The 24,240-nt window shown below is 71.8% G+C and carries 23 protein-coding genes; 15 read left to right on the top strand and 8 right to left on the bottom strand.

What is annotated here, in order from left to right:
- Positions 1–147: 147 nt before the first annotated feature.
- Genes hpaD through ACZBH1_RS01910 form a run of 4 tightly spaced genes read right to left on the bottom strand, consistent with a single transcriptional unit; the run spans position 148 to position 5,083 of the window.
- Positions 148–1,308 (bottom strand): 3,4-dihydroxyphenylacetate 2,3-dioxygenase, encoded by a 1,161-nt coding sequence (gene hpaD, locus ACZBH1_RS01925; RefSeq protein ID WP_463645315.1) that lies wholly within the window; start codon positions 1,306–1,308, stop codon positions 148–150.
- 1 nt (position 1,309) lies between these two features.
- Positions 1,310–2,830: a 5-carboxymethyl-2-hydroxymuconate semialdehyde dehydrogenase gene (hpaE, locus tag ACZBH1_RS01920; RefSeq protein WP_336398353.1), complete on the bottom strand. Its 1,521-nt coding sequence runs from the start codon at positions 2,828–2,830 to the stop codon at positions 1,310–1,312.
- Between the two features lie 55 nt (positions 2,831–2,885).
- Positions 2,886–3,587 carry a GntR family transcriptional regulator gene (locus ACZBH1_RS01915; RefSeq protein WP_336398354.1) on the bottom strand — a complete coding sequence of 234 codons (702 nt, stop codon included), beginning with the start codon at positions 3,585–3,587 and terminating at the stop codon, positions 2,886–2,888.
- Positions 3,584–5,083, bottom strand: coding sequence for a fumarylacetoacetate hydrolase family protein (locus tag ACZBH1_RS01910; protein ID WP_378882311.1), 1,500 nt, complete (start codon positions 5,081–5,083; stop codon positions 3,584–3,586). The genes ACZBH1_RS01915 and ACZBH1_RS01910 overlap by 4 nt, the downstream gene beginning before the upstream one ends.
- Before the next feature lie 123 nt (positions 5,084–5,206).
- On the opposite strand from ACZBH1_RS01910, the gene ACZBH1_RS01905 reads away from it, so the two are divergent.
- On the top strand, positions 5,207–6,589 hold the full coding sequence (locus ACZBH1_RS01905; RefSeq protein ID WP_336398356.1) for an MFS transporter: 1,383 nt from the start codon (positions 5,207–5,209) through the stop codon (positions 6,587–6,589).
- Between the two features lie 66 nt (positions 6,590–6,655).
- On the opposite strand, the gene ACZBH1_RS01900 is transcribed toward ACZBH1_RS01905, so the two are convergent.
- A complete protein-coding gene (locus ACZBH1_RS01900) occupies positions 6,656–7,270 on the bottom strand; it encodes a TetR/AcrR family transcriptional regulator (protein WP_452325186.1) in 615 nt (204 codons plus the stop codon).
- A 91-nt stretch (positions 7,271–7,361) separates the two neighbouring features.
- Between ACZBH1_RS01900 and ACZBH1_RS01895 the strand changes: the two genes are divergently transcribed.
- The 10 genes from ACZBH1_RS01895 (at position 7,362) to ACZBH1_RS01850 (ending at position 16,356) form a co-directional block, all read left to right on the top strand.
- On the top strand, positions 7,362–8,099 hold the full coding sequence (locus ACZBH1_RS01895; protein WP_452325187.1) for an enoyl-CoA hydratase/isomerase family protein: 738 nt from the start codon (positions 7,362–7,364) through the stop codon (positions 8,097–8,099).
- Positions 8,096–8,956, top strand: coding sequence for a 3-hydroxyacyl-CoA dehydrogenase family protein (locus ACZBH1_RS01890; RefSeq protein WP_463645314.1), 861 nt, complete (start codon positions 8,096–8,098; stop codon positions 8,954–8,956). Before ACZBH1_RS01895 ends, ACZBH1_RS01890 begins: the two co-directional genes overlap by 4 nt.
- Positions 8,953–11,079 carry a phenylacetic acid degradation bifunctional protein PaaZ gene (paaZ, locus tag ACZBH1_RS01885; protein WP_463645313.1) on the top strand — a complete coding sequence of 709 codons (2,127 nt, stop codon included), beginning with the start codon at positions 8,953–8,955 and terminating at the stop codon, positions 11,077–11,079. Before ACZBH1_RS01890 ends, paaZ begins: the two co-directional genes overlap by 4 nt.
- Positions 11,080–11,114: 35 nt before the next feature.
- A complete protein-coding gene (gene paaI / locus ACZBH1_RS01880) occupies positions 11,115–11,528 on the top strand; it encodes a hydroxyphenylacetyl-CoA thioesterase PaaI (protein ID WP_463646645.1) in 414 nt (137 codons plus the stop codon).
- A gap of 94 nt (positions 11,529–11,622) precedes the next feature.
- Positions 11,623–12,588 (top strand): 1,2-phenylacetyl-CoA epoxidase subunit PaaA, encoded by a 966-nt coding sequence (gene paaA / locus ACZBH1_RS01875; protein WP_336398361.1) that lies wholly within the window; start codon positions 11,623–11,625, stop codon positions 12,586–12,588.
- A complete protein-coding gene (paaB, locus tag ACZBH1_RS01870; protein ID WP_336398610.1) occupies positions 12,588–12,893 on the top strand; it encodes a 1,2-phenylacetyl-CoA epoxidase subunit PaaB in 306 nt (101 codons plus the stop codon). Before paaA ends, paaB begins: the two co-directional genes overlap by 1 nt.
- The gene (gene paaC / locus ACZBH1_RS01865; protein ID WP_463645312.1) at positions 12,890–13,741 is read left to right on the top strand and encodes a 1,2-phenylacetyl-CoA epoxidase subunit PaaC; all 852 of its coding nucleotides are present in this window, start codon (positions 12,890–12,892) and stop codon (positions 13,739–13,741) included. The genes paaB and paaC overlap by 4 nt, the downstream gene beginning before the upstream one ends.
- Before the next feature lie 125 nt (positions 13,742–13,866).
- Positions 13,867–14,388, top strand: coding sequence for a 1,2-phenylacetyl-CoA epoxidase subunit PaaD (gene paaD, locus ACZBH1_RS01860; protein ID WP_463646644.1), 522 nt, complete (start codon positions 13,867–13,869; stop codon positions 14,386–14,388).
- Complete coding sequence (gene paaE, locus ACZBH1_RS01855) at positions 14,388–15,584, top strand: 1,2-phenylacetyl-CoA epoxidase subunit PaaE (RefSeq protein ID WP_378882329.1); 1,197 nt, start codon at positions 14,388–14,390, stop codon at positions 15,582–15,584. The genes paaD and paaE overlap by 1 nt, the downstream gene beginning before the upstream one ends.
- Before the next feature lie 10 nt (positions 15,585–15,594).
- Complete coding sequence (locus tag ACZBH1_RS01850) at positions 15,595–16,356, top strand: enoyl-CoA hydratase/isomerase family protein (protein WP_336398364.1); 762 nt, start codon at positions 15,595–15,597, stop codon at positions 16,354–16,356.
- A 14-nt stretch (positions 16,357–16,370) separates the two neighbouring features.
- Here ACZBH1_RS01850 and ACZBH1_RS01845 read toward each other — a convergent pair whose 3' ends face one another.
- Positions 16,371–18,023, bottom strand: coding sequence for a thiamine pyrophosphate-binding protein (locus ACZBH1_RS01845; RefSeq protein ID WP_463645311.1), 1,653 nt, complete (start codon positions 18,021–18,023; stop codon positions 16,371–16,373).
- A 138-nt stretch (positions 18,024–18,161) separates the two neighbouring features.
- On the opposite strand from ACZBH1_RS01845, the gene ACZBH1_RS01840 reads away from it, so the two are divergent.
- Complete coding sequence (locus tag ACZBH1_RS01840; protein WP_463645310.1) at positions 18,162–18,470, top strand: hypothetical protein; 309 nt, start codon at positions 18,162–18,164, stop codon at positions 18,468–18,470.
- A 20-nt stretch (positions 18,471–18,490) separates the two neighbouring features.
- Here the strand turns inward: ACZBH1_RS01840 and ACZBH1_RS01835 are convergent, their stop codons facing one another.
- Positions 18,491–19,204, bottom strand: coding sequence for an IclR family transcriptional regulator (locus ACZBH1_RS01835; protein WP_463645309.1), 714 nt, complete (start codon positions 19,202–19,204; stop codon positions 18,491–18,493).
- 130 nt (positions 19,205–19,334) lie between these two features.
- Here ACZBH1_RS01835 and ACZBH1_RS01830 point away from each other — a divergent pair, with 130 nt between their 5' ends.
- The 3 genes from ACZBH1_RS01830 (at position 19,335) to ACZBH1_RS01820 (ending at position 23,213) form a co-directional block, all read left to right on the top strand.
- Positions 19,335–21,248 (top strand): FAD-binding monooxygenase, encoded by a 1,914-nt coding sequence (locus tag ACZBH1_RS01830; protein ID WP_463645308.1) that lies wholly within the window; start codon positions 19,335–19,337, stop codon positions 21,246–21,248.
- A 157-nt stretch (positions 21,249–21,405) separates the two neighbouring features.
- Complete coding sequence (locus ACZBH1_RS01825) at positions 21,406–22,875, top strand: NAD-dependent succinate-semialdehyde dehydrogenase (RefSeq protein ID WP_463646643.1); 1,470 nt, start codon at positions 21,406–21,408, stop codon at positions 22,873–22,875.
- A gap of 68 nt (positions 22,876–22,943) precedes the next feature.
- Positions 22,944–23,213 carry a hypothetical protein gene (locus ACZBH1_RS01820; protein WP_336398369.1) on the top strand — a complete coding sequence of 90 codons (270 nt, stop codon included), beginning with the start codon at positions 22,944–22,946 and terminating at the stop codon, positions 23,211–23,213.
- Between the two features lies 1 nt (position 23,214).
- Here the strand turns inward: ACZBH1_RS01820 and ACZBH1_RS01815 are convergent, their stop codons facing one another.
- Positions 23,215–24,153 carry an SDR family oxidoreductase gene (locus ACZBH1_RS01815; protein WP_463645307.1) on the bottom strand — a complete coding sequence of 313 codons (939 nt, stop codon included), beginning with the start codon at positions 24,151–24,153 and terminating at the stop codon, positions 23,215–23,217.
- Positions 24,154–24,240 lie beyond the last annotated feature (87 nt).

The raw sequence follows: 24,240 nt of genomic DNA, 5'->3' as shown, positions 1-24,240 counted from the left end.
TTCGCTTCGAATTCAACGGGTCGTGTCACGCGTGCGGTGGGTGTCGGATGCTGCGACCAGCCCATTGTGTGACACGGCTGAGAGCCGTGTCACACAGCCGGCGGGTCGATCCACCCCGCACCCGCGACGAGCGTGACATCGGCGGGTCTAGAGCTGGTGGCCGAGCTTGTACTCGCCCTGCTTCCAGCTCGGCAGCTCCTCGGCCCGCTCGTCCGGGCGCGTGTACGAGAAGCCGTCCGCGCCGATCGTGACGGCCATCTCGGACGAGTCGGTGCGGGCGACGACCGGCTGCGGGTTGCCGTCGAGGTCGAGCACGAGCGAGGCCTCGGTGTACCAGGAGGGCACGACGGGGTTTCCCCACCAGTCGCGGCGCTGGTTGTCGTGCACGTCCCACGTGACGACGGGGTTGTCGGGGTCGCCGGTGTAGTAGTCCTGCGTGTAGATCTCGACGCGGTGCCCGTCGGGGTCGCGCAGGTAGAGGTAGAACGCGTTGGAGACGCCGTGCCGCCCCGGCCCGCGCTCGATCGCATCGGAGCGGCGGAGCGCGCCGAGCTTGTCGCAGATCGCGAGGATGTTGTGCTTCTCGTGCGTGGCGAACGCCACGTGGTGCATGCGCGGGCCGTCGCCGCCGGTCATGGCGGTGTCGTGCACGGTGGGCTTGCGGCGCATCCATGCGGCGTAGACGGTGCCCTCCTCGTCCTGGATGTCCTCGGTGACGCGGAAGCCCAGCGACTGCATGAAGTTCACCGCGCGGGGCACGTCGGGGGTCACCTGGTTGAAGTGGTCCAGGCGCACCAGCTCGCCGGGGGTGTGCAGGTCGTAGCGCCACGACAGGCGCTCCACGTGCTCGGTGGCGTAGAAGAACTCGTACGGGAAGCCGAGCGGGTCGGTGACGCGCACCGCGTCGCCGATGCCCTTGACGAAGCCGTCCGGGCGGCGCTCGACACGGCAGCCGAGCTCCTCGTAGAAGGCGACGGCCCGGTCGAGGTCCTCGGGGGAGCGCACTCGGTACGAGAACGCCGCGACAGCGGCCACCGGCCCCTGGCGCAGCACGAGGTTGTGGTGGATGAACTCCTCCGTCGAGCGGAGGTAGATCGCCTCGTCGTCCTCCTCGGTGACGTACAGGCCCAGCACGTCGACGTAGAACGTGCGGGAGGCGGCGAGGTCGGTGACCACGAGCTCCATGTACGCGCAGCGCAGGATGTCCGGCGCCGGAGCCGTCGGCGTCGGGATCGGGTCGTCCGAGAGGATGGGCGCCTCCTGGCTCACGAAGAAGCCGGATGAGGTCAGGGTCTTGTCGTGGGTCATATCAGGCTCCCTTGCCGAAGGTCGGGTTGTGGGCGGGGCCGAGCGTGATGTGCACGGCCTGCTGGTCGGTGTAGAAGTCGATCGAGCGGTAGCCGCCCTCGTGACCGAGGCCCGACGCCTTGACGCCGCCGAACGGGGTGCGCAGGTCCCGCACGTTGTTCGAGTTCAGCCACACCATGCCGGCCTCGATCGCCTGCGAGAAGTTGTGCGCACGCTTCAGATCGTTCGTCCACACGTACGCGGCGAGGCCGTAGCGCACGCCGTTGGCGAGCTCGAGCGCCTCTTCGTCGGTGTCGAAGGGCGTGATCGCGACGACCGGGCCGAAGATCTCCTCCTGGAAGATCCGCGCGTCGGGGGCGACGTCGGCGAAGACGGTCGGGCGCACGAAGTTGCCCCCGTCGAACCCGTCGGGGCGGCCGCCGCCGGCGACGAGGCGCGCCTCGCCCTTGCCGATCTCGATGTAGCCCATCACCTTGTCGTAGTGCTCGGGGTGCACGAGCGCGCCGACCTCGGTGGCGGGATCGTGCGGGTAGCCGACCACGACGCGCTCGGCCTGGGCCGCGTAGCGCTCGACGAACTCGTCGTACACCGATCGCTCGACGAGGATGCGCGAGCCGGCGGTGCAGCGCTCGCCGTTCAGTGAGAATACCCCGAAGATCGTCGCGTCGATCGCGGCCTCCAGGTCGGCGTCGGCGAAGACGACGGCCGGGCTCTTGCCTCCGAGCTCCATCGACAGGCCCTTGAGGAACGGTGCGGCGTTGCCGAAGATGATCTGCCCCGTGCGGCTCTCGCCGGTGAAGGAGATGAGCGGCACATCCGGATGCTTCACCAGCGCGTCGCCCGCGTCCTCGCCGAGCCCGTTGACGAGGTTGAACACACCCTGCGGGAGCCCCGCCTCCTCGAAGATGCCGGCCCACAGCGATGCCGACAGCGGGGTGAACTCGGCGGGCTTGAGCACCACGGTGTTGCCGGTGGCCAGGGCGGGGCCGAGCTTCCACGACTCGAGCATGAACGGCGTGTTCCACGGGGTGATGAGCCCGGCGACGCCGATCGGCTTGCGGTTGACGTAGTTCATCTGGCGGCCCGGCACCTTGTAGGCGTCGTCGGCCTGCGCGACGATCAGGTCGGCGAAGAACCGGAAGTTCTCGGCCGCGCGGCGGGCCTGACCGAGCGCCTGCGTGATCGGCAGGCCCGAGTCGAACGACTCGAGTTCGGCCAGGCGGGCGTCGCGGGACTCCACGATGTCGGCGATGCGGTGCAGCACGCGCGAGCGCTCGCGCGGCAGCATCCGCGGCCAGGGTCCTTCGGTGAAGGCGCGCCGCGCGGCGGCGACCGCCCGGTCGATGTCGGCCTTCTTCCCGGCGGCCGCCTGGACATAGGTCTCGTTGGTGACGGGGTCGAGCACGTCGAACGTGTCGCCGTCCAGCGAGTCGACGAACGCGCCGTCGATGTAGTGCTGGATGCGGTCCGGCAGGCCCTCGGGCACGTGCCGCGTCGCGAGAACGGTCTGGGTGTCGGTCATTTCGCTCCTTCGTCGGAGATTCGTGACGGGTGCGGGTCGGGCAGCCGTCGAGGTGTCAGAACGCGGGGAGGCCGAGCGCCTCGTCGGGGTGCTCGTGGATCATGTACGCGTCGAGGGTGGCGGCGCGGTGGCGGCGGGCGGCCTTCTCGATCTCGCCGAGCGGGGCGCCGACCTCGATGAGCCGGACGATGTTCTCGTGCTCGTGCACCGACTCCTGCGCGCGCCCGGGCACGAAGCTGAACGTCGAGTCGCGCAGGTGGCCGAGGCGCGCCCACTCCGCGTTGACGAGCTCGAGCATGCGGGGGTTGGCGCACTTGGAGTACAGCGCCGAGTGGAACTCGTGGTTCAGCGACGTGAAGGCCCGCGGGTCGAAGTGGTTGAGCGTCTCGATCATCAGCTCGTTGATGCGGCGTGCGGCGCGGAGGTCGTCGGCGGTGAGCCGGCGCGCGGCGAGGGCGGTGGCGGTGCCCTCGAGGATCGACAGCGCCTGCATGCTGTGCCGGTACTGCGAGTCGTCGACCATCGACACCCGGGCGCCCACGTTGCGCTCGAACGTGACCAGGCCCTCCGCCTCCAGCTGGCGGATCGCCTCGCGCACCGGCACGACGCTCATGTCGAGGTCGCCCGCGATCGAGCCGAGCACGAGGCGGTAGCCGGGAGTGAACTCCTGCCGCGCGATGCGCTCCTTGATCCAGTGGTAGGCGATCTGCGACTTGCTACGGCTCGGCGTGTCGACGCCGGTCTCGACCTCGGTCATCGCTCCCGTCCTTTCTGCGCCTCGTACCGCTCGCGCCACTGCGCGTTCATCGGGAAGAGGCCGTCGACGGGATGCCCCTCCGCGACGCGTTCGGCGATCCAGGCGTCCTCCACCTCCTGCGCGAGGGCCGCGTCCGCGACCTCCTCGACGATTCCGGGCGGGATGACGATGACGCCGTCGGCGTCGCCGACGATCACATCGCCGGGCTGCACCGTGGCGCCGCCGCACGCGATGGTGAGGTCGTGGTCCCACGGGACGTGCCTGCGGCCGAGCACGGCCGGGTGGGCGCCGGAGGTGTACACCGGGATGCCGACGGCCGCGACGGCTGCGGCATCGCGCACCCCGCCGTCGGTGACGATGCCGGCGGCGCCACGGGCGTGGGCGCGGATGGCGAGGATGTCGCCGAGCGTGCCGGAGCCGGCTTCGCCGCGCGCCTCGATGACGACGACCTCGCCCTCGCCGACGGCGTCGAACGCGCGCTTCTGCGCGTTGTAGCCGCCGCCGTGCGAGGCGAACAGGTCCTCGCGGTTGGGTACGAAGCGCAGCGTCCGGGCGGTGCCGACGAGCTTGGCCCCCGGATGCAGCGGCACGACGCCGTCGATGTGCACGTTGTCCAGGCCGCGCTTGCGCAGCTGCGCCGAGAGGCCGGCGACCGGCACGGCGTCGAGCTTCGCCCGCAGCGCGTCGCTGAGCACGGGTGCGGCGGAGGCTTCGGGCTCCTCGGGCGGAAGCCCGGCCGCCTCGCGGGAGCCCCACGCCTCGGAGCGCTGCAGGTCGTCGGCGGCGGGGAGCGACCCGAGCGCGCCGTCGAAGCCGACGGTGCCCTGCACGACCGTCGTGACCAGGCGTCCCGAGGTGGGGCCGCCGGGGACGTCGACCTCGACCTCGACGACGTCGCCGGGGACGGCGACCGAGGAGCCGGCCGGCGTGCCGGTGAGGATGACGTCGCCGCGCTCGAGGGTGAAGTGCTGAGAGAGGTCGGCGACGAGCTGGGGGAGCGCGAAGATCATGCCGGCGGCGGTGTCGTCCTGCACCGGCGTGCCGTTGAGCCACGTGCGCACCCGCAGGTCGCGAGGCTCGATGGTGCGCGCGTCGATGAGGGAGGGGCCGATCGGCGTGTAGCCGTCGCCGCCCTTCGACCGCACATTGGAGCCCTTGTCGTTGGCGCGCAGGTCGTAGAGCCCGAAGTCGTCGGCCGCCGTGACCCAGCCGACGTGGTTCCACGCGTCTTCGAGGGAGACCCGTCGTGCGGGCTCGCCGATCACGAGGGCGATCTCGCCTTCGAACGCCAGCAGCTCGGTGCCCGCCGGCCGCTCGATCGTGCCGCCGGAGGCGGCGACCGAGCTCGAGGGCTTGAAGAAGTACGACGGATGCTGCGGCCGACGCCCGCGCTGGTCGGCGCGCGACGCGTAGCTGAGGTGGATCGCGACGATCTTGCCGGGGCGCGAGGGCAGCGCCGCGAATCGCGGGTCTGCGGCGTCGGGGGTGTCTGCCATGAGCTTCCTCACTCGGTGGGCTGTTGCGTCGTATCCGAAATCGTATATGATCATCCCGCATCCGGCAAGCATCCCGAATCGTTCGCCGGTGACGACGACGTCAGCCCCGACACAGGAGTCAGAATGAGCTCATCGAAAGCCCCGCAGGGGTTCACCCCCACCGGCACCATCGCCACTTCGGCCGATCGGCGCCGGGTCGTCTTCGCCACGGTCGTCGGCACGACCGTCGAGTGGTACGACTTCTTCATCTACGCGTTCGCGGCCGGCCTCGTCTTCGCCGAGCTGTTCTTCGCGCCCGCCGGTGAGGGGTTCGCCCAGATCCTCTCGTTCATCACGGTCGGCATCAGCTTCCTGTTCCGCCCGCTCGGCGCGTTCCTGGCCGGGCACTTCGGCGACAAGTACGGCCGCAAGGTCGTGCTGATGTGGACGCTGATCCTCATGGGCGCCGCCACGACCCTCGTCGGTCTGCTGCCGACGTATGCCGCGATCGGCATCGCCGCACCGATCCTGCTCATCCTGCTGCGCGTGCTGCAGGGCATCTCGGCCGGCGGCGAGTGGGGCGGCGCGGTGCTGATGGCCGTCGAGCACGCGCCCAAGGCGCGCCGCGGCATCTTCGGGGCCTCGCCGCAGGTCGGCGTGCCCATCGGCCTGCTGCTGGCCTCGGGCGTCATGGCCCTGGTCGCGATCCCCGGCGACGAGTGGTTCAAGGAGTGGGGATGGCGCATCCCGTTCCTGCTGAGCGTCGTGCTGATCCTCGTCGGCTACTACGTCCGCCGTCGCGTCGAGGAGAGCCCGGTCTTCGCCGAGCTCGCCGAGCGCAAGGAGGAGGCGCGCATGCCGATCGTGCAGCTGTTCAAGAAGCACACGCTCCTGGTGATCATCGCCGCGCTCGTCTTCGCCGGCAACAACGCGGTGGGCTACATGACCACCGGCGGCTACATCCAGCGCTACGCCACCGACCCCGAGGGTCCGGTCGGCCTGGCCACCGCGCCGGTGCTGTGGGCGGTGACGGGATCGGCCGTGACGTGGCTGATCGCGACCTTCGTCGCCGGCTGGCTCAGCGACAAGATCGGCCGCCGCACGACGTACATCATCGGCTGGATCCTGCAGCTGGCGGGTGTCTTCCTCCTCTTCCCGCTGGTGAACACCGCCGACGTCGGCCTGCTGTTCTCGGGGCTCGCGTTCCTCACGATCGGCCTGGGCTTCACCTACGGTCCGCAGGCGGCGCTGTACAGCGAGCTGTTCCCCGCCTCGATCCGGTTCTCGGGCGTCTCGATCTCGTACGCGATCGGCGCGATCGTGGGTGGTGCGTTCGCCCCCACCATCGCGCAGGCTCTGGTGCAGACGACCGGCTCCACCGACGCCGTGACCTGGTACCTCGCCGGCATGACGCTCATCGGCCTCATCGCCACGCTCCTCCTCCGCGACCGCTCAGGCATCCCGCTCGGCCCCGACCACGAGGCCGAGCAGGCGAAGAGCCCGATCTACGGCCTGTCCCGGGCCTGACGCCTCGACGGCGGATGCCGCGACCCCGCCCCCTCACGGGCGGCGGGTCGCGGCATCCGTCGTCCGTCAGCGCGTGCGCATGCCGTCGAGGGCGACCGCCACGACGTCGTGCGCCAACTGGTCGCGGCCCGTGGGACCGCCGGGGCGGTACCACTCGACGATCGAGTTGACCATGCCGAACACGAGGCGGGTCGCGACGGCGCCGTCGACGTCGGCGCGGACCTGACCGGCCCGCTGCGCCTCGCTCACCAGCGCGGCCACGCGGTGGTCGAAGGCGCGACGGCGCTCCAGCGCGGAGCGCTCGACGGCGCTGTTGCCGCGCACGCGCAGCAGCAGCGTGACGTACGGCAGCTTGTCGACCAGCACCCGCACGGCGCCGCGCAGCACGGTCGCCAGGCGCTCGGCCGGGTCGCCGATTGCGGCGGAGGGATCGTCGAGCACGCCCTCCAGGCCGTCGAGCGCCTCGTCGAGGGCCAGCGCGAGCAGCTGCTCCTTGGAGTCGAAGTGGTGGTACAGCGCCGATTTCGTCAGGCCCAGCCGCTCGGCGAGGCCGGCGACCGAGGTGGCGTCGTACCCCTGCTCGTTGAACAGCGTCACGGCGACGGCGAGCACCTGGTCGCGGTCGTACCCAGGGCGCCCGCGCCGCACGGCGGCCTGCGCGGGCTCGGACGGCAGCGGCATACGCCCCAGTCTGGCACGGGAAGGGGTATTACTGAACGATCGGTCACGTAATATGGAGGCGACCGCGACGGAGCGGATCGAGAGGATGCCGATGCCCGAGCCGCTGCAGCTCCAGCGCCGCACAGACCGCGTCATCGCCACGCTGTCGCGGCCCGAGGTGCGCAACGCCATCGACCAGGACATGATCGAGCGGCTGCACGAGCTGTGCCGTGAGCTCGAGAGCGAGCCCCGCACGCTGATCCTCATCGGCGCGGACGGCGTGTTCGCCTCCGGCGCCGACATCGCCCAGCTGCGCGAGCGGCGGGCCGCCGACGCGCGCAAGGGCATCAACACCCGGGCGTTCCAGCGGATCCGCAACCTGCCCATGCCCGTCATCGCCGCCGTCGACGGATACGCCCTCGGCGGCGGCGCCGAGCTCGCCTACGCCGCCGACATCCGCATCGGCACGCCGCGTCTGCAGATCGGCAACCCCGAGACCGGCCTCGGCATCATCGCCGCCGCGGGGGCGACGTGGCGGCTGCCGCAGCTGGTCGGCGAGGCCCGCGCCGCCGAGATGCTGCTGACCGGACGGATCCTGGATGCCGAGACCGCCGTCGCGTGGGGCCTCGTGTCGTCGCTGTACGAGCCGGACGAGCTCCTCGCCGCCGCGAACACGCTCGCCGACCGCATCGCCCGCAACGATGCGCTGGCCACGAGGCACACCAAGACCGCGCTGCTCGCGCCGCCCGCGGCGCACCCGGAGGTGGAGCTGGAGCTGCAGGCCCAGCTCTTCGAGAGCCCCGAGAAGGACCGGCGCATGGCCGCCTTCCTCGAGAGGCGCACGCGATGAGCGCGGGCGTCCCCGCGCGCGTCGGCGTCATCGGCGGAGGCCGCATGGGGGCCGGCATCGCACACGCCTTCGCGCTGGCCGGCGCCGCGGTGACCGTCGTCGAGCGGGACGCGGATGCCGCGGCCGCGGCATCCGCTCGCCTCCTCGAGAGCCTGCGGCGCAGCGTCGAGCGCGATGCGACCGAGCGCCGGTTCGAGGCGCTCGCGGCCGCGGTGGAGACGACGGCGGATGCCGCCGCCCTCGGCGGCTGCGGCCTCGTCGTCGAGGCCGTCCCCGAGGAGCGTGGGCTCAAGCTCGAGGCGCTCCGGCGGGCCGAGGGGACCCTCGGGCCTGAGGCGGCGCTGGCGACCAACACGTCATCGATCTCGATCGACGACCTGGCGTCCGGGCTGGAGCGTCCGGAGCGGTTCCTGGGCCTGCACTTCTTCAACCCCGTGCCGGCCTCGCAGCTGGTCGAGGTCGTCACGGGCTCGGCGACCGGCGCGGGCCTGGTCGACGCCGCGCGCGGCTGGGTCGAGGCGCTCGGCAAGGCGGCCGTGGTCGTACGCGACAGCCCGGGCTTCGCGTCGAGCCGGCTGGGGGTGGCGCTGGGGCTCGAGGCGATCCGCATGCTCGAGGAGGGCGTCGCATCGGCGGCCGACATCGACGCGGCGATGGAGCTCGGGTACCGGCATCCGCTCGGCCCGCTGCGCACGACCGACCTCGTCGGCCTCGACGTGCGGCTCGGCATCGCCGAGGAGCTGCACGCGAAGCTCGGCGACCGCTTCGCGCCCCCCGACCTGCTGCGACGGCTCGTCGCCGACGGACATCTCGGCCGCAAGACCGGCCGCGGCTTCTACGAATGGAGTGACCAGTGATCGACGATCGGACCGAGGTCGGCATCCTCCCCAGCTACCTCCAGGACCGGTGGTGGGCTCCCGAGCCCGGCGCCGAGGCGGCCGAGGTGCTCGACGCGTCGACGGGCGAGGTCGTGACCCGCGTGAGCACCGCCGGCATCGACCTCGCGGGCGCGATCGCCTGCGCGCGCACGACGGGGCAGGCGAGCCTCGGTGCGCTGACGTTCCACCAGCGGGCGCTGCTGCTCAAGGAGTTCGCCATCGCGCTCACCGCGCACAAGGACGAGCTGTACGAGCTCTCCAAGCGCGCCGGCGCGACGGTGCGCGACTCCCTCAGCGACGTCGACGGCGGCATCGGCGTGCTCTTCACGTACTCGTCGAAGGGGCGTCGCGAGCTGCCGAACGCGCAGGTGTACCTCGACGGCCCGGCCGAGCCGCTCTCCAAGGACGGATCGTTCCTCGGCCGCCACGTCTACACGCGCCTTCCCGGCGTCGCCGTGCAGATCAACGCCTTCAACTTCCCGATGTGGGGGGCGCTGGAGAAGTTCGCGCCGGCGTTCCTCGCGGGCGTCCCGACGATCGTGAAGCCCGCGACCCCCACGGCGTACGTGGCCGAGGCCTGGGTGCGCATCCTCGTCGAGACGGGGAGGCTCCCGGCAGGATCGCTGCAGCTGGTGAGCGGCGGCGTGCCCGGTCTTTTCGACCATCTCGGACTCGGAGACCTCGTCGGCTTCACCGGAAGCGCCTCGACCGCCGAGCGGCTGCGGGCCCAGGCGGCCCCGGGCGTGCGGTTCACCAGCGAGACCGACTCCATCAACGCCTCGGTGCTCGGCCCCGACGCGGTGCCGGGCACGCCGGAGTTCGACGCGTACGTCACGCAGCTCATGGTCGAGCTCACCACGAAGGCCGGGCAGAAGTGCACGGCCATCCGCCGCGCGATCGTGCCCGTCGCGTCCGTCGAGCCGCTCGTGGCGGCGCTGCGGGCGAAGATCGTCGAGCGCGTGGTCGTCGGCGATCCGCGCGCCGACGGCGTCACGATGGGGCCCGTCGTCTCGCGCGCCCAGCGCGAGGAGGTGCTCCGGGCGGTCGGCGAGCTGCAGGCGGCGGGCGGCTGGCTGCTGATCGGAACGACGGATGCCCCACACGTCACGCACGCGGACGGCTCGAGGGGACCCGCGCCCGACGGCGCGTTCGTCGCGCCGATCGTGGTCGGCTTCGACGGCGACCCGGCGTCGCTGCCGGACGCCGTGCACGAGGTCGAGGCGTTCGGGCCCGTCGCGAGCATCCTGGCGTACCGCACGGTCGACGAGGCCGCCGACCTCGTGGAGCGCGGCGGCGGGTCGCTCGTGACCAGCGTCGCCACCTCCGACCCCGCGGTCGCCGCGACGCTGCTCGCCCGCACCGCGGCCTACAACGGGCGCCTGCTGTTCCTCGACCGCGACGACGCCCGCTCGTCGACCGGCCACGGCGCGCCCGTGCCGCACCTCGTCCACGGCGGACCCGGCCGCGCCGGCGGGGGAGAGGAGCTCGGCGGCATCCGCGCCGTCCTGCACCACATGCAGCGCACCGCCGTGCAGGGATCGCCGCAGATGCTCACGGCCCTGACCGGCGTGTGGCACCAGGGCGCGGCATCCCGCTCCGACCGCCACCCGTTCCGCAAGTCGCTCGCCGAGCTCGCCGTCGGCGACCAGGTGGCCTCGCCCACGCGCCCGGTCACGCTCGACGACATCGAGACGTTCGCGAACTTCACCGGCGACCTCTTCTACGCGCACATGGACGAGGCGGCCGCCGCCGCCAACCCGTTCTTCCCGGGGCGGGTCGCGCACGGCTACCTGCTCGTCTCGTGGGCCGCGGGCCTGTTCGTCGACCCCGAGCCGGGCCCCGTGCTCGCCAACTACGGGCTCGAGAACCTGCGCTTCATGACCCCGGTGTCGCCGGGCGACGAGATCCGCGTCGTGCTCACGGCGAAGCAGATCACGCCGCGCGAGACCGACGCGTACGGCGAGGTGCGGTGGGATGCCGTGATCCTCAACCAGGACGACGAGATCGTGGCGACCTACGACGTGCTCACCCTCGTCGCGAAGACGGCGGAGGCGACGGATGCCCTCCCGTCCGGCTCTCCCGCCGCCGAGGTGCCGATGTGACCGACCCGGCCGAGCACTTCGCGGGGCAGCGGCCCATGCTCCGGCGCGACCGGGCGTCGGCGGCGCTCGGCATGGTCGTCGAGCGCGACGAGCCGGGGGAGGCGGTGGTGTCGATGCGGGTGCGCGACGACATGACCAACGGCTTCGCGATCACGCACGGCGGGATGGTGTTCGCGCTCGCCGACACCGCGTTCGCGATGGCGTGCAACGGTGCGGATCCGGGCTTCGCGGGCGACCCCGCCGTCACGGTGGCGGCCGGGGCCGACATCTCGTTCCTCAAGGCGACGCGCGCGGGGCAGACGCTCACTGCACACGCGCGCCGCGTGGCGGTGACCGGCCGCAGCGGGCTCTACGACGTGACGGTCACCGACGAGACGGGCGACGTCGTGGCGGAGTTCCGCGGGCGCTCCTTCACCACGCGCCGGGCCGGACCCGAGGAGTCGGTGTGAGGTCGTGGCGAGGCATCCGTCGCCGTACTACACTTTTACTGAACGAACGGTCTGTAATCCTTTCGACAGGCTCAGGAACCGAACGGAGTCGACGATGACGACCGATGCGACGTCCGCCGAGACCGCCGAGCAGGCGGCCTTCGACGCGATCATCGAAGCCGACTCGCGCATCGAGCCGCGCGACTGGATGCCGGCTGCGTACCGGAAGACGCTGATCCGCCAGATCTCGCAGCACGCGCACTCCGAGATCATCGGCATGCAGCCGGAGGGCAACTGGATCACCCGGGCGCCGAGCCTCAAGCGCAAGGCCATCCTGATGGCCAAGGTGCAGGACGAGGCGGGCCACGGCCTGTACCTCTACTCCGCCGCGCAGACCCTCGGCATCACCCGCGACGAGATGACCGAGCAGCTCATCGAAGGCCGCGCGAAGTACTCGTCGATCTTCAACTACCCGACGCCCACGTGGGCCGACATGGGCGCGATCGGCTGGCTCGTGGACGGCGCGGCGATCTGCAACCAGGTGCCGCTGTGCCGCGCCTCGTACGGCCCCTACGGCCGGGCGATGGTGCGCATCTGCAAGGAGGAGTCGTTCCACCAGCGCCAGGGCTTCGAGATCCTGCTGACGCTGATGCAGGGCACCGAGGCGCAGCGGACGATGGCGCAGGATGCCGTCGACCGCTGGTACTGGCCGTCGCTGATGATGTTCGGGCCGCCCGACGACGCCTCGCCCAACTCGGCGCAGTCGATGGCGTGGAACATCAAGCGGTTCTCCAACGACGAGCTGCGGCAGCGGTTCATCGGGATGCTGGTGCCGCAGGCCGAGGTGCTCGGGGTCACGCTCCCCGACCCCGAACTGCGCTGGGACGACGAGGCCGGACGCTGGCACACCAGCGAGATCGACTGGAGCGAGCTGCAGGAGGTGATCGCCGGTCGCGGCGCGATGAACGCCGAGCGCATCCGCAACCGACGCAACGCCCACGAGGAGGGCGCGTGGGTACGCGAGGCCGCCGCCGAGTACGCCCGCAAGCAGGCGCTCGATGCGCAGAAGGCGGTGGCATGATGCCGACCCCCGGATTCTCCGACCGCGAATCGTGGCCGCTGTGGGAGGTGTTCGTGCGCGCCGGGCGCGGCCTGTCGCACGTGCACGCCGGGTCGCTCCACGCGCCCGATGCGGACTTCGCGCTGCGCAATGCGCGGGACCTCTACACCCGGCGCGGCGAGGGCACGTCGATCTGGGTCGTGCCCGCCGACGCCATCACGACCAGCGACCCCGACTCCAAGGGCGCGTTCTTCGAGAGCCCCGCCGGCAAGAACTACCGGCACGCGACCTACTACACGGCCTCGGAGGGGGTGCCGCACCTGTGACCCTCCGACACGCCCAGGCACCGGATCTCGGCGGCGACGCTCACGGCGACGTCACCGTTGAGCGGATCGCGCTCTCGGCCGAGCTCGCCGGCGGCGAAGGCCGCGCGCCGTCGGCCGACGTCGCGGAGTACGCGCTGTGGCTCGGCGACGACGCGCTGATCCTGTCGCAGCAGCTCGGTGCCTGGATCGCGCGGGCGCCCGAGCTCGAAGAGGATGTCGCGCTGGCGAACATCGCGCTCGACCTCCTGGGCCACGCGCGGTCGCTGCTGCACTACGCCGGCTCGTTCGACGGACGCACCGAGGACGACCTGGCCTACTGGCGCGACGAGCCGGAGTTCCGGTGCGCCTGGCTCTTCCAGCAGCCCAACGGCGACTTCGCGCAGACGATCGCGCGCCAGCTGGTGGCATCCGTGTACCTCTTCGAGCTCTACACCGCGCTGCAGGGATCCTCCGACGAGACCCTCGCGGCCATCGCCGGCAAGGCGGTCAAGGAGGTCGAGTACCACCGCGACCACGCCGTGCAGTGGACGCTGCGCCTGGCCGGCGGCACCGACGAGTCGCGGCGGCGCATCGTGCGCGCCGTCGGCGACGTGTGGCCGTACGTCGGCGAGCTGTTCCGCGACGAGCCGCTCATCGACCGGCTCGGCGACGTCGCGGTGCGCCCGTCGGCGCTGCAGCCGGGGTTCGACGCCGTCATCGCGGCGGTCTTCGCGGAAGCGGAGGTCGAGGTCCCGGCCGGCCCGGTGTCGTCGGCCGGCGGACGCCGCGGGGCCCACTTCTCGACGCTGGGGTACCTGCTCGCCGAGATGCAGGTGCTCGCGCGAGCGCACCCGGGGGCGACATGGTGACCGGGGCGGTTCCCTCGCCGGCAGCTTCCGCCGGCCGCTCTGTGCCGATTGCAGGATCGGGCGTCTCGGCGGCGGGCACACCCGCGGATTCCCGCGGGCGCGCGTGGGCGCGGGACGAGACGCTCCTGCGAACGGTACGTCTCGAGGCTGCGACGGGAGACGGAGACCCCGCGCGCACCCGCGCATGGGCGGTGGCGGCCTCCGTCCTCGACCCGGAGGTGCCGGTCCTCACCATCGAGGATCTCGGCGTCCTGCGTGACGTCGTGGTCGAGGGCGGCCGCGTCACGGCCACCATCACCCCCACCTACTCGGGCTGCCCCGCCATGGACGCGATCCGCGACGACGTCGTGCTCGCGCTGACCGCGGCCGGGTTCGAGCACGTCGACGTGCGGCTCGTGCTGGCGCCCGCGTGGACGACGGACTGGATGACGGATGCCGGCAAGCGCAAGCTCGTCGACTACGGCATCGCCCCGCCTACCGGCCGGGCGGCGGTGCGCGGCCCGATCCCGGTGCGGCTGTCGGTGCGGTGCCCGCGGTGCGGGTCGCTCGACACCCGCGAAGTCGCCCGGTTCGGGTCGACCGCGTGCAAGGCGCTCTACGAGTGCCGCGCATGCCTCGAGCCCTTCGACCACTTCAAGGCGCACTGATGCGGCCCGACGACCTCGCCGACGCCGAGCGCCGGCGCATCGCCGAGACGCTGCTGACGACCGCGGTGGGCGGTCCCCGCGGCGCGAGGCACCGCGCGCGGTTCCACACGCTCCGCGTCGCCGCGGTGCGGCCGCTGACGGATGCCGCCGTCGAGGTGACCTTCGCCATCCCCGAGGAGGCGCGCGGCGACTTCGACTACCTCGCCGGTCAGCACGTCGCGCTGCGGAAGGTGATCGACGGGCACGAGCTGCGCCGGTCGTACTCGCTGTGCCGGGCGGCGGACTCGGGCGGCGGGGGCGACGGCCCCCGCACGATCAGCGTCGCGATCAAGCGCGATTCGGGCGGCCTGTTCTCGACGTGGGCGCAGACCGAGCTGCGGGTGGGCGACCAGATCGACGTCATGAGCCCGCAGGGTACGTTCACCTCGAAGCTGGCCGACCTGGACGACGCGCACGTCGCCGGTATCGCGGCGGGGTCCGGCATCACGCCGCTGATGGCGCTCGCCGCGACGGTGCTCGCGCGCTCCGCCACCTCGCGGTTCACCCTGGTCTACACGAACCGCTCGAGCCTCGATGTTATGTTCCTCGACGAGCTCTCCGACCTCAAGGACCGCTACCCGACGCGCCTCGCGCTGCACCACGTGCTCTCGCGCGAGCAGCGCACGGCGCCGCTGCTGTCGGGGCGCATCGACGAGCCGCGCCTGCGGCGCATCCTCGGCGACCTCGTGCTCCCCGACACCGTCGACGAGTGGTTCCTCTGCGGGCCGTTCGAGCTGGTGCAGCTGTGCCGCGACACGCTCGCCGACATCGGCGTCGACCCGGCACACGTGCGCTACGAGCTGTTCACCACCGGCGAGGGCGAGCGGGCTGAGCCGGCCGCGGGCCGGCCCGTCGCCGTGGCCGCGGACGAGCCGGTGCGCCGCATCGAGTTCACGCTGGACGGGCAGTCGCAGGCCGTCGACAGCCCGGTCTCGGCGCGCGAGTCGATCCTCAACGCCGCGCTGCGCGTGCGCCCCGACGTGCCCTTCGCCTGCGCGGGCGGCGTGTGCGGCACCTGTCGTGCCCGGCTGCTGGAGGGCTCCGTCACGATGACCGAGAACTACGCGCTCGAGCCGGACGAGCTCGAGCGCGGCTACGTGCTCACCTGCCAATCCCACCCGACGACCGACACCGTGGTCGTCGACTACGACGTCTGAGGAGGAACGCATGATCGAACTGTCCATCACCGGCGACGTGGCCGACGTCGTCCTCAACGCGCCGGAGAAGCTCAACGCCCTCTCGCTGCGGGCGCTGGGGGAGATGGATGCCGCCTATCGCAGTGCCGAAGAGGCCGGCGTCCGGGCGCTCGTGCTGCGGGCCGAGGGCCGCGCGTTCTGCGCGGGCCGCGACATCGCCGGCGTCGACCCCCTGACCGACGACGTGCCCCAGTACCTCGCGGGCGTGGAGACGCTCATGCGGAGGATCGCCGCGTTCCCTGCGCCGACCTTCGCGGCCGTCCACGGCGCATGCCTCGGGGTGGGGCTCGGCCTCGCGATCGCGACCGACGTCGTCTACGTCGCCGATGACGCCAAGATCGGCTCGCCGTTCGCGAGCCTGGGCGCGATGCTGGACTCCGGCGGCCACGCCCTGCTCTACGAGCGGCTCGGCGCCCACCGGGCGCTCGACCTCATCTACACCGGCGAGCTCATGACCGGCGCGGAAGCCGTCGCAGCGGGCCTGTTCAGCCGGGCGATGCCCGTCGAGGACGTGTTCGACTTCACCCAGCAGCGTGCCACGGTCGCGGCATCCGGCCCGACGGCGGCATTCGTCGCCTCCAAGCGCCTGATCGCCCGGCTGCGCGGGGAGCGGCTGTGGGATGCCGTCGCCGAGGAGGCGCGCGCCCAGGAGGCGCTGCGCACCACCGCCGACTACCGCGAGGGCTTCGCCGCGTTCCAGCAGAAGCGCCGCCCCGACTTCAAGGGGGAGTAGCCCGGCTCGGCCCGTCAGGAGTTCACGCGGATGATCTCGAGCTGATACGGCGCGACGACCGCGCCCGAGATGCGGCAGTCCAGGACCAGGAAGCGGCGGGATGCCTCGGGCTCGGCCGCCCAGGTCGCGAGCCGGTCCAGATCCTCGAGCGCCCGCACGACGACGCCCTCGGCGCCGACTCCCGCGGCGAGGGCGGCGAAGTCGACCTCGGGGATGAGCATCGGCTCCTTCGCGAGCCCCTTCAGGCCGTACAGGTTCACCTCGGCGCCGTAGGCGGCGTCGTTCCAGACGACGGCCAGTCCTCGCCCGCCCGCGACCCGCACGGCGCTCTCGAGATCGGCGAGCGCCATGAGTCCGCCGCCGTCGCCGGTCGTCAGCACGACCGTCGACGAGGGCTTCGCGAGCGCCGCGCCCGGCACGGACGGCCAGCCCAGCCCGATCGACTGGAATGCCGTGCCGACCATGCTCATGCGGTCGGGGGAGGCGACCGGCCAGTACATGTTCGCCCAGCCGATGAAGTGCCCGCCGTCCGACACGACCACGCGGTCGTCGGGCAGCAGTTCGCCGATGCGCGCCGCCACCGAGCGGGGGTCCAGGCGTCCGTCGGGTGCGGCGCGGTCGCCCGGCTCGTAGGTGCGCAGCGCCGCCACGTCGATCGACTCGCGCCAGCCGCTCGGCGCCGCGCCTCGCGCGCGCAGGCCTTCCGCGACGGCACGCGCCACGACGGCGGCGTCCCCGCGCACGAAGCCGCCGACGTGCGGGTGGGTCGCCGCGCCCGTCACGTCCACCTGGAAGACCCGGGTCCCCGGCGCGAACAGGTCGCCGAAGCGCATCGTGAACTGGTTGAGGGATGCCCCGAAGACGACGGCCACATCGGCCGTGCGCACGAGCTCCATGGCACCCTCGGCTCCGAAGCCGCCGGTCACGCCCAAGTCGAACTCGCCGCGCGGGAACACGCCCCGCCCGAGCGCGGTGGAGGCCGTCACGGCGCCGACCGCGTCGGCGATGTCGCCGAGCGCCTCCCCGGCGCGGGAGATCCAGGCTCCCCGGCCGGCGAGCAGGAAGGGACGCGCCGCCGACGCCAGTGCATCCACGATGCCCTCGACCGCGCCCTCGGCGAACGGCCCGGCGGGCACCAGCGGTCCGGGAAGCCGGGGCTCCGGAGCCTCCGGCACCGGCCCGGCGTCGCGCGCCGCGACGTCGTAGGGGATCGCCAGCACCGTCGGCACCCGGTAGGTGAGGGCGTGCTCGATGGCGATGACGGTCGTGGCCGCGGCATCCGCCCGCCCCACGGTGTAGGTGCGGGCGCCGACCGCCGACGCGAGCGCGATCTGGTCCACGTCCCACGGGCGCGGTCCCGACGTGGGCTCGTCGCCCACGACGAGCACGAGTGGCACGTGCGCCTGCACGGCCTCGGCGAGAGCGGTGATCGTGTTGGTGAACCCCGCACCGTAGGTCGCGGTCGCCGCGGCCAGGCGTCCGGAGGCGCGGTGGTACGCGTCGGCGGCGACCACGCCGCCCGCCTCGTGGCGCACGGCCGTGAAGTGCACGTCGGTGGAGCGCTCGAGCGCGTCGAGGAAGTACGCGTTGCCGTTGCCCATCACCCCGAAGACGTGGTCGATGTGGCGGGCGAGGGTGAGCGCGACGTGCGCGGAGACGGTGGGCATGGCGGAGCCTTTCGAGACGGAACGGAGGATCAGGCCGTATGTGTCTCGCGCTTCGCGCTGCGTGCCCATTTTTCGAGCACCGGCGGGCTTCGGTGCCGCCGGACGAGTCGAGTATATGACTTCGGCCAAGATGGGTTCATGAAGACGATCCAGCTGCGCCGGTACACGCTCGTCGAAGGGGAGTACGACGCGTTCGTCGCGTGGTGGACCGAATGGATGCCGAGGGTCCGGCCCGCCGCCGGCTTCACGGTCGAGTTCGCCTACGGCCTGCCCGAGACGAACGAGTTCGTATGGGCCGTCAGCGCGCCCGGCGACGAGGACGCGTTCACCGCCCTCGAGAAGGAGTACATGGCGTCCGAGGCGCGGGCCGAGGCGTTCGCGGGCGTCCCGCAGCGGGTCGCCGAGTACAACATCCGCTTCGTGACGGACTTCCCGACGACGGCCTGACCCCCGCCCCCCGGAACGGGTCAGCCGCCGAGCGCGTCCCTGATGGCGGAGGCCGAGCGCGACAGCCGCTGCGCGATGGCGTCGTCGCTGTGCGCGCTGGCCACGAACACCACGGCGATCGCCGCCGGTCCGCGCCCCCGCACGGCCAGGGGGACCGCGACCGCGCGCAGGCTCGGGATGACCTCGTCGTGGCTCGTCGCCCAGCCGCGGGCCGCGGCATCGCGGATCTCGCCGGCGAGGTCGTCGCCGACGCCGTCCGGCCACGATCGCTCGGGCACCAGCGACAGGATCGCCTTGCCGGGCGCGCCGCGGGTGACCGGATGCCGCGTGCCCGGCCGTTGCGCGACCGGGTTCACGGCGTGCCGCGGCTCGACGCTGGAGAGCGTGACGCACTCGTCGTGGTCGAGCACTGAGAGGAAGCAGGTCGCGCCGAGGTCTCCGGCCACGGCGGTGAGCTCGGGGAGGGCCTCGGCCTGCAGGTCGTGCGCGACGCCCGCCGCGAGGGCGGCCATGCGCGCGCCGAGCTCGACGCGTCCCGCGGAGTCGCGCTCGATCAGGCCGTGGTCCTCGAGCGTCCGCAGCAGCCGGTAGGCGACCGAGCGGTGCACCTCGAGGCGGCGCGCGATCTCGTCGATCGTGAGAGGCCCGCGCGCGTCGGCGAGCACTTCGAGGATCCGGATGCCGCGACTCAGCGTCTGCGACGCCGGCGCCGAACTGCTGCGCGGAGGGGCCATGTGTGCTCGCAGTCTTGCCGCTGCGCGGCAGGTCGTATACGATCTGTTCAATAGTAGAACGATGTGTTCGAATATAGAACACCTCGCCCAGGCTCACAAGCCCTCGACACCGTCGTCCGAGGAGGACACGATGCAGTTCCACCACCACGGCTACGTCTCGGGCGACCCCCGCGTGCAGGACGCCGCCGGCACCGGCATCGACCGCCCCGCCGAGCTGCCCGACGAGATGGACGTGCTCATCGTCGGCTCCGGGCCGGCGGGCATGCTGCTCGCCGCGCAGATGTCGCAGTTCCCCGGCGTCACCACGCGGATCATCGAACGGCGCGACGGTCGCCTCGTGCTGGGGCAGGCCGACGGCATCCAGCCCCGCAGCGTCGAGACCTTCCAGGCGTTCGGCTTCGCGGAGCCGATCATCGCCGAGGCGTACAACATCGCCTACATGAACTTCTGGGGTCCCGACCCCGAGAACCCCCGCGACATCGTGCGCACCGCCCGCACCGAGGACTACGCCTTCAAGATCAGCGAGTTCCCGCACCTGATCGTGAACCAGGCCCGGGTGCTCGACTACTTCGCCGACGCCGCCGCGAAGGGTCCCGGCCGCATCGTCCCCGACTACGGCATCGAGTTCGTCGGCCTGACCGTCCACGGCGAGGGCGAGCATCCCGTCGAGGTGCGCCTGCGCCACGTCGCGGGGGAGCGGGCCGGTGAGGAGCGCACGGTGCGCGCCAAGTACGTGGTCGGCTCCGACGGCGCCCGCAGCGGTGTGCGCGAGGCGATCGGGCGCAAGCACGTCGGCGAGTTCGCGGCCCACGCGTGGGGCGTCATGGACGTGCTCGTCAACACCGACTTCCCGGACTGGCGCACCAAGTGCGCGATCAACTCCAGTGCCGGCAACATCCTCCACATCCCGCGCGAAGGCGGCTACCTCAGCCGCATGTACATCGACCTGGGCGAAGTGGCAGCCGACGACGAGCACCGCGTGCGCCGGACGCCGATCGAAGAGATCATCCGCCGCGCGAACGAGATCCTCCACCCGTACACGATCGACGTGAAGCAGGTCGCGTGGCACAGCGTGTACGAGGTCGGCCACCGCGTGACCGACAAGTTCGACGACGTCGACGTCGACCAGGGGCACGCCCCGCGGGTCTTCCTCACCGGTGACGCGTGCCACACGCACAGCGCGAAGGCGGGCCAGGGCATGAACGTCTCGATGCAGGACGGCTTCAACCTCGGCTGGAAGCTGGGGCACGTCCTCACCGGGCTGAGTCCCGCCTCACTGCTGGAGACCTACTCGGCCGAGCGGCAGCCGGTCGCGCAGCAGCTCATCGACTTCGACCGCGAGTGGTCCTCTCTCATGGCGCGCAAGCCGGAGGAGATCTCCGACCCGCAGGAGCTCGCGAACTACTACCTCGGCACCGCCGAGTTCCCATCGGGCTTCATGACGCAGTACGGCCCGTCGATGATCGTGACGGATGCCGCGCACCAGGCGCTGGCCGAGGGCTTCCCGCTGGGCAAGCGCTTCAAGTCCGCGGAGGTCGTGCGCGTGTGCGACGGCAACGCGGTGCACCTCGGCCACCACGCCAAGGCCGACGGGCGGTGGCGTGTGTACGCATTCGCCGACGCGCCGGCCGCGGGAGAGGCATCCGCCCTCTCCGCCTGGGCGGAGTTCATCGCGTCGCCGGACTCACCCGTGCGTCGCTTCACCCCTGCGGGCGCCGACGTCGACGCGGTCTTCGACGTCAAGGTGATCTACCAGCAGCGCTACGAGGACGTCGACCTCGCGCGCGTGCCCGAGGCGTTCCTCCCCCAGACGGGACCGCTCGGGCTCACCGACTGGGAGAAGGTCTACGCCGCCGCGCCGAGCGCGTGGACGACCGACGACATCTTCGCCGAGCGCGGGTTGTCGCGCGACGGCGTCGTCGTCGTCGTGCGGCCCGACCAGTACGTCGCCGCGGTGCTGCCACTGCAGGCGCACGACGAACTCGCCGCGTTCTTCGCGCAGTCCTTCCTGCCGCAGCAGGAGCCTGCGGTCCTGGCCGGCTGATCGCGTCCAGGCCGGCGAAACAACCATCCCCGGTGTACAGCGCGTACATCGGCCGCCCCGGCGGCGGCGGGCAGAATTGGCCCGGTAGACATCGAATGAGCGGATGCCGCGACGGGCGGCATCCGGAACCGACGAGGGAGTCCCCGTGAGCACGACGATCACCGAAACCCGTGAGTCCGAGCTGCTGGCGTCCGTGCCCGACGGGCTGTTCATCGGCGGGCGGTGGCGTGCGGCATCCGGCGACAGGACGCTGAAGGTCTACGACCCGTCCAACGGCGAAACGGTCAAGGAGATCGCCGACGCGTCGCCCGAGGACGGCAAGGCCGCGCTCGATGCGGCCGTCGAGGCGTTCCCCGGATGGGCGGCGACGCCGGCGCGGGAGCGGGCCGAGATCCTGCGTCGCGCGTTCGATCTGCTGCAGGAGCGCAAGGAGGACTTCGCCCTGCTGATGACGATCGAGATGGGCAAGCCGCTGGCCGAGGCGCGCGGCGAGGTCGCGTACGGCGGCGAGTTCCTGCGCTGGTTCAGCGAGGAGACCTCCCGCGTGCAGGGCCGCTACGGCGCGAACCCGGAGGGCACCGGCCGCATGATCGTGTCACAGCATCCCGTCGGGCCGTGCTTCCTGATCACGCCGTGGAACTTCCCGCTCGCGATGGCGACCCGCAAGATCGCGCCGGCGCTGGCCGCCGGCTGCACCGTGGTGATCAAGCCGGCTGAGCTGACGCCGCTGACCACCCTCTACTTCGCGAAGCTGCTCGAAGACGCCGGCGTGCCCGCGGGTGTGGTGAACGTGTTCACCACCTCGACGTCGGGGGCGGTGTCGGAGCCGATCATCCGTGACCCGCGGCTGCGGAAGCTGTCGTTCACCGGGTCGACGCAGGTCGGTCAGCGGCTGCTCGAGCAGGCCGCGCAGGGCGTGCTGCGCACGTCGATGGAGCTCGGCGGCAACGCCCCCTTCGTCGTGTTCGACGACGCCGACCTCGACATGGCGGTCGACGGGGCGATCGCGGCGAAGTTCCGCAACATCGGCCAGGCGTGCACCGCGGCGAACCGGTTCATCGTGCACCGCTCGGTCGCCGAGGAGTTCGCCCGCCGCGTCACCGAGCGCGTGAACGGCTTCAAGGTCGGCCGCGGCACCGAGGAGGGCGTGACGATCGGGCCGCTCATCGACGACCGTGCGGTCGCGAAGGCGTCGCAGCTGGTGCAGGACGCCGTGAAGCGCGGCGCGAAGGTGGCCACCGGCGGCAGCGAGGTCGAGGGGCCCGGCACGTTCTACGAGCCCACCGTCGTCACCGACGTGCAGCCCGGCTCGGACATCCTGCGCGAGGAGATCTTCGGACCGGTGCTCGCCATCGTCCCCTTCGACACCGAGGATGACGCGGTGCGTCTGGCCAACGACACCGAGTACGGCCTGGTCTCCTACGTCTTCACCGAGAGCCTCGCCCGCGGCCAGCGCATGATCGAGCGCCTCGAGACCGGCATGATGGGCCTGAACATGGGCGTCGTCTCCAACGCCGCCGCGCCGTTCGGCGGCTGGAAGATGTCGGGCCTGGGCCGCGAGGGCGGCGCCGAGGGCATCCACGAGTACCTGCAGACCAAGTACACGCTGACCCCGAACCCGTTTTGACGCGACACGGCGCGGAGAGCGATCCGCGCCCTGCGGGGCGCGGATCGCCCGCACGGGATAATGGACGCATGACCTCCTCCGTCGAACGCCGCTCCAACCCGACGGCCTGGGCCGCGTTCTGGTTCGCGCTGGCCGGCCTCGTGCTCATGCCCATCCCGCTGTTCATCGGTCTGATCCTCGGCGGCGGCCTCTCCATCGTCGCCGCGGTGCTCGCCGTGATCGCGCTCCTCAAGGGCCTCGCACGCAACGGCAAGGGCATCGCACCGGTCGTGTTCGCCGCGATCTTCATCGCGCTCACGTGGGGCGGCATCTCGCTCGGCGGCGGCACGATCTGGTAGCTCACACCGGCACGCGCACGCCGGTGAGCTGTTCGGAGAGGTCCCGGATGCGTCGGCCGTCCTCCTCGCTGGCGAGGCGCGAGTACACCGGCTGCTCGGCGGGGAGTCCGCCCAGGTGGCGGAAGCCCTTCGGCCCGTACAGTCGGCCCCCGATCGCATCCGCGCTGGTCGCCGCGTAGACGGCGGAGAGCGCCGCCGAGGAGGGAGTGCCGACCAGGATGCCCAGGCGCGACAGCGTCCGGATCACCTTGACCGCCGTCGTGTCTTCGGGGCGACCCATGCCGGGCTGGGCCGAGAGCAGATTGGTGGGCGTGATGCCGGGGTGCGAGAGGTTGCTCCGGATGCCCCATCCGGCCGCCTGCGAACGCCGGTGCAGCTCCATCGCGAACAGTCCGAACGCGATCTTCGACGAGCTGTACGCCTTCATCGGGTCGTAGTGGCGGCTCCAGTTCGGGTCGTCCCAGTTCACCGTGCCCTGATCCGCGGCGATGCTCACCTGGCTCGTCACGTGGGCACGCCCCTCGCGCAGAAGCGGCATCAGCCCGGCGATCAGGGCGAAGTGCCCGAGGTGGTTCGTCGCGAGCTGCAGCTCGAAGCCGTCGGCGGTGAGTCGACGCGTCGGCGGGTTCATGACGCCGGCATTCAGGATGAGGATGTCGATCGGCCGTTCGTCGCGGAGCAGGCCGTCGGCGAACGCCGACACCGAGTCGAGCGACGACAGGTCGAGCGAGCGGACGACGGTCGTGGCATCCGTCGTCCGCTCCCGGATGCGCGCGGCTGCCGCCTCTCCCTTCTGCTGGTTGCGGACGGGAAGGACGATGTCGGCGCCGGCGCGGGCAAGACGCGAGGCGATCTCGAATCCGACGCCGTCGCTCGCGCCGGTGACGACCGCCAGCTTTCCGGCGAGATCCGGGACGGAGATGTCGAGGGAGGTGGGCATGAGGTGGCTCCTGTTCGGTCGGTGACCTCCATGCTGGAGGTCTCGTCCCGACGGATTCAGGGCGCGCTTGTCCAGGGACTGCGGGTC

Source organism: Microbacterium sp. ZXT2-5, assembly GCF_055329545.1.
This window is presented reverse-complemented; position numbering and strand designations above follow the sequence as displayed.

What these genes read in the sequence shown, in the direction of transcription:
- hpaD (WP_463645315.1), bottom strand. Translation starts at nt 1,308, where the DNA reads ATGACCCACGACAAGACCCTGACCTCATCCGGCTTCTTCGTGAGCCAG.
- hpaE (WP_336398353.1), bottom strand. Translation starts at nt 2,830, where the DNA reads ATGACCGACACCCAGACCGTTCTCGCGACGCGGCACGTGCCCGAGGGC.
- ACZBH1_RS01915 (WP_336398354.1), bottom strand. Translation starts at nt 3,587, where the DNA reads ATGACCGAGGTCGAGACCGGCGTCGACACGCCGAGCCGTAGCAAGTCG.
- ACZBH1_RS01910 (WP_378882311.1), bottom strand. Translation starts at nt 5,083, where the DNA reads ATGGCAGACACCCCCGACGCCGCAGACCCGCGATTCGCGGCGCTGCCC.
- ACZBH1_RS01905 (WP_336398356.1), top strand. Translation starts at nt 5,207, where the DNA reads ATGAGCTCATCGAAAGCCCCGCAGGGGTTCACCCCCACCGGCACCATC.
- ACZBH1_RS01900 (WP_452325186.1), bottom strand. Translation starts at nt 7,270, where the DNA reads ATGCCGCTGCCGTCCGAGCCCGCGCAGGCCGCCGTGCGGCGCGGGCGC.
- ACZBH1_RS01895 (WP_452325187.1), top strand. Translation starts at nt 7,362, where the DNA reads ATGCCCGAGCCGCTGCAGCTCCAGCGCCGCACAGACCGCGTCATCGCC.
- ACZBH1_RS01890 (WP_463645314.1), top strand. Translation starts at nt 8,096, where the DNA reads ATGAGCGCGGGCGTCCCCGCGCGCGTCGGCGTCATCGGCGGAGGCCGC.
- paaI (WP_463646645.1), top strand. Translation starts at nt 11,115, where the DNA reads ATGCTCCGGCGCGACCGGGCGTCGGCGGCGCTCGGCATGGTCGTCGAG.
- paaA (WP_336398361.1), top strand. Translation starts at nt 11,623, where the DNA reads ATGACGACCGATGCGACGTCCGCCGAGACCGCCGAGCAGGCGGCCTTC.
- paaB (WP_336398610.1), top strand. Translation starts at nt 12,588, where the DNA reads ATGCCGACCCCCGGATTCTCCGACCGCGAATCGTGGCCGCTGTGGGAG.
- paaE (WP_378882329.1), top strand. Translation starts at nt 14,388, where the DNA reads ATGCGGCCCGACGACCTCGCCGACGCCGAGCGCCGGCGCATCGCCGAG.
- ACZBH1_RS01850 (WP_336398364.1), top strand. Translation starts at nt 15,595, where the DNA reads ATGATCGAACTGTCCATCACCGGCGACGTGGCCGACGTCGTCCTCAAC.
- ACZBH1_RS01845 (WP_463645311.1), bottom strand. Translation starts at nt 18,023, where the DNA reads ATGCCCACCGTCTCCGCGCACGTCGCGCTCACCCTCGCCCGCCACATC.
- ACZBH1_RS01840 (WP_463645310.1), top strand. Translation starts at nt 18,162, where the DNA reads ATGAAGACGATCCAGCTGCGCCGGTACACGCTCGTCGAAGGGGAGTAC.
- ACZBH1_RS01835 (WP_463645309.1), bottom strand. Translation starts at nt 19,204, where the DNA reads ATGGCCCCTCCGCGCAGCAGTTCGGCGCCGGCGTCGCAGACGCTGAGT.
- ACZBH1_RS01830 (WP_463645308.1), top strand. Translation starts at nt 19,335, where the DNA reads ATGCAGTTCCACCACCACGGCTACGTCTCGGGCGACCCCCGCGTGCAG.
- ACZBH1_RS01820 (WP_336398369.1), top strand. Translation starts at nt 22,944, where the DNA reads ATGACCTCCTCCGTCGAACGCCGCTCCAACCCGACGGCCTGGGCCGCG.
- ACZBH1_RS01815 (WP_463645307.1), bottom strand. Translation starts at nt 24,153, where the DNA reads ATGCCCACCTCCCTCGACATCTCCGTCCCGGATCTCGCCGGAAAGCTG.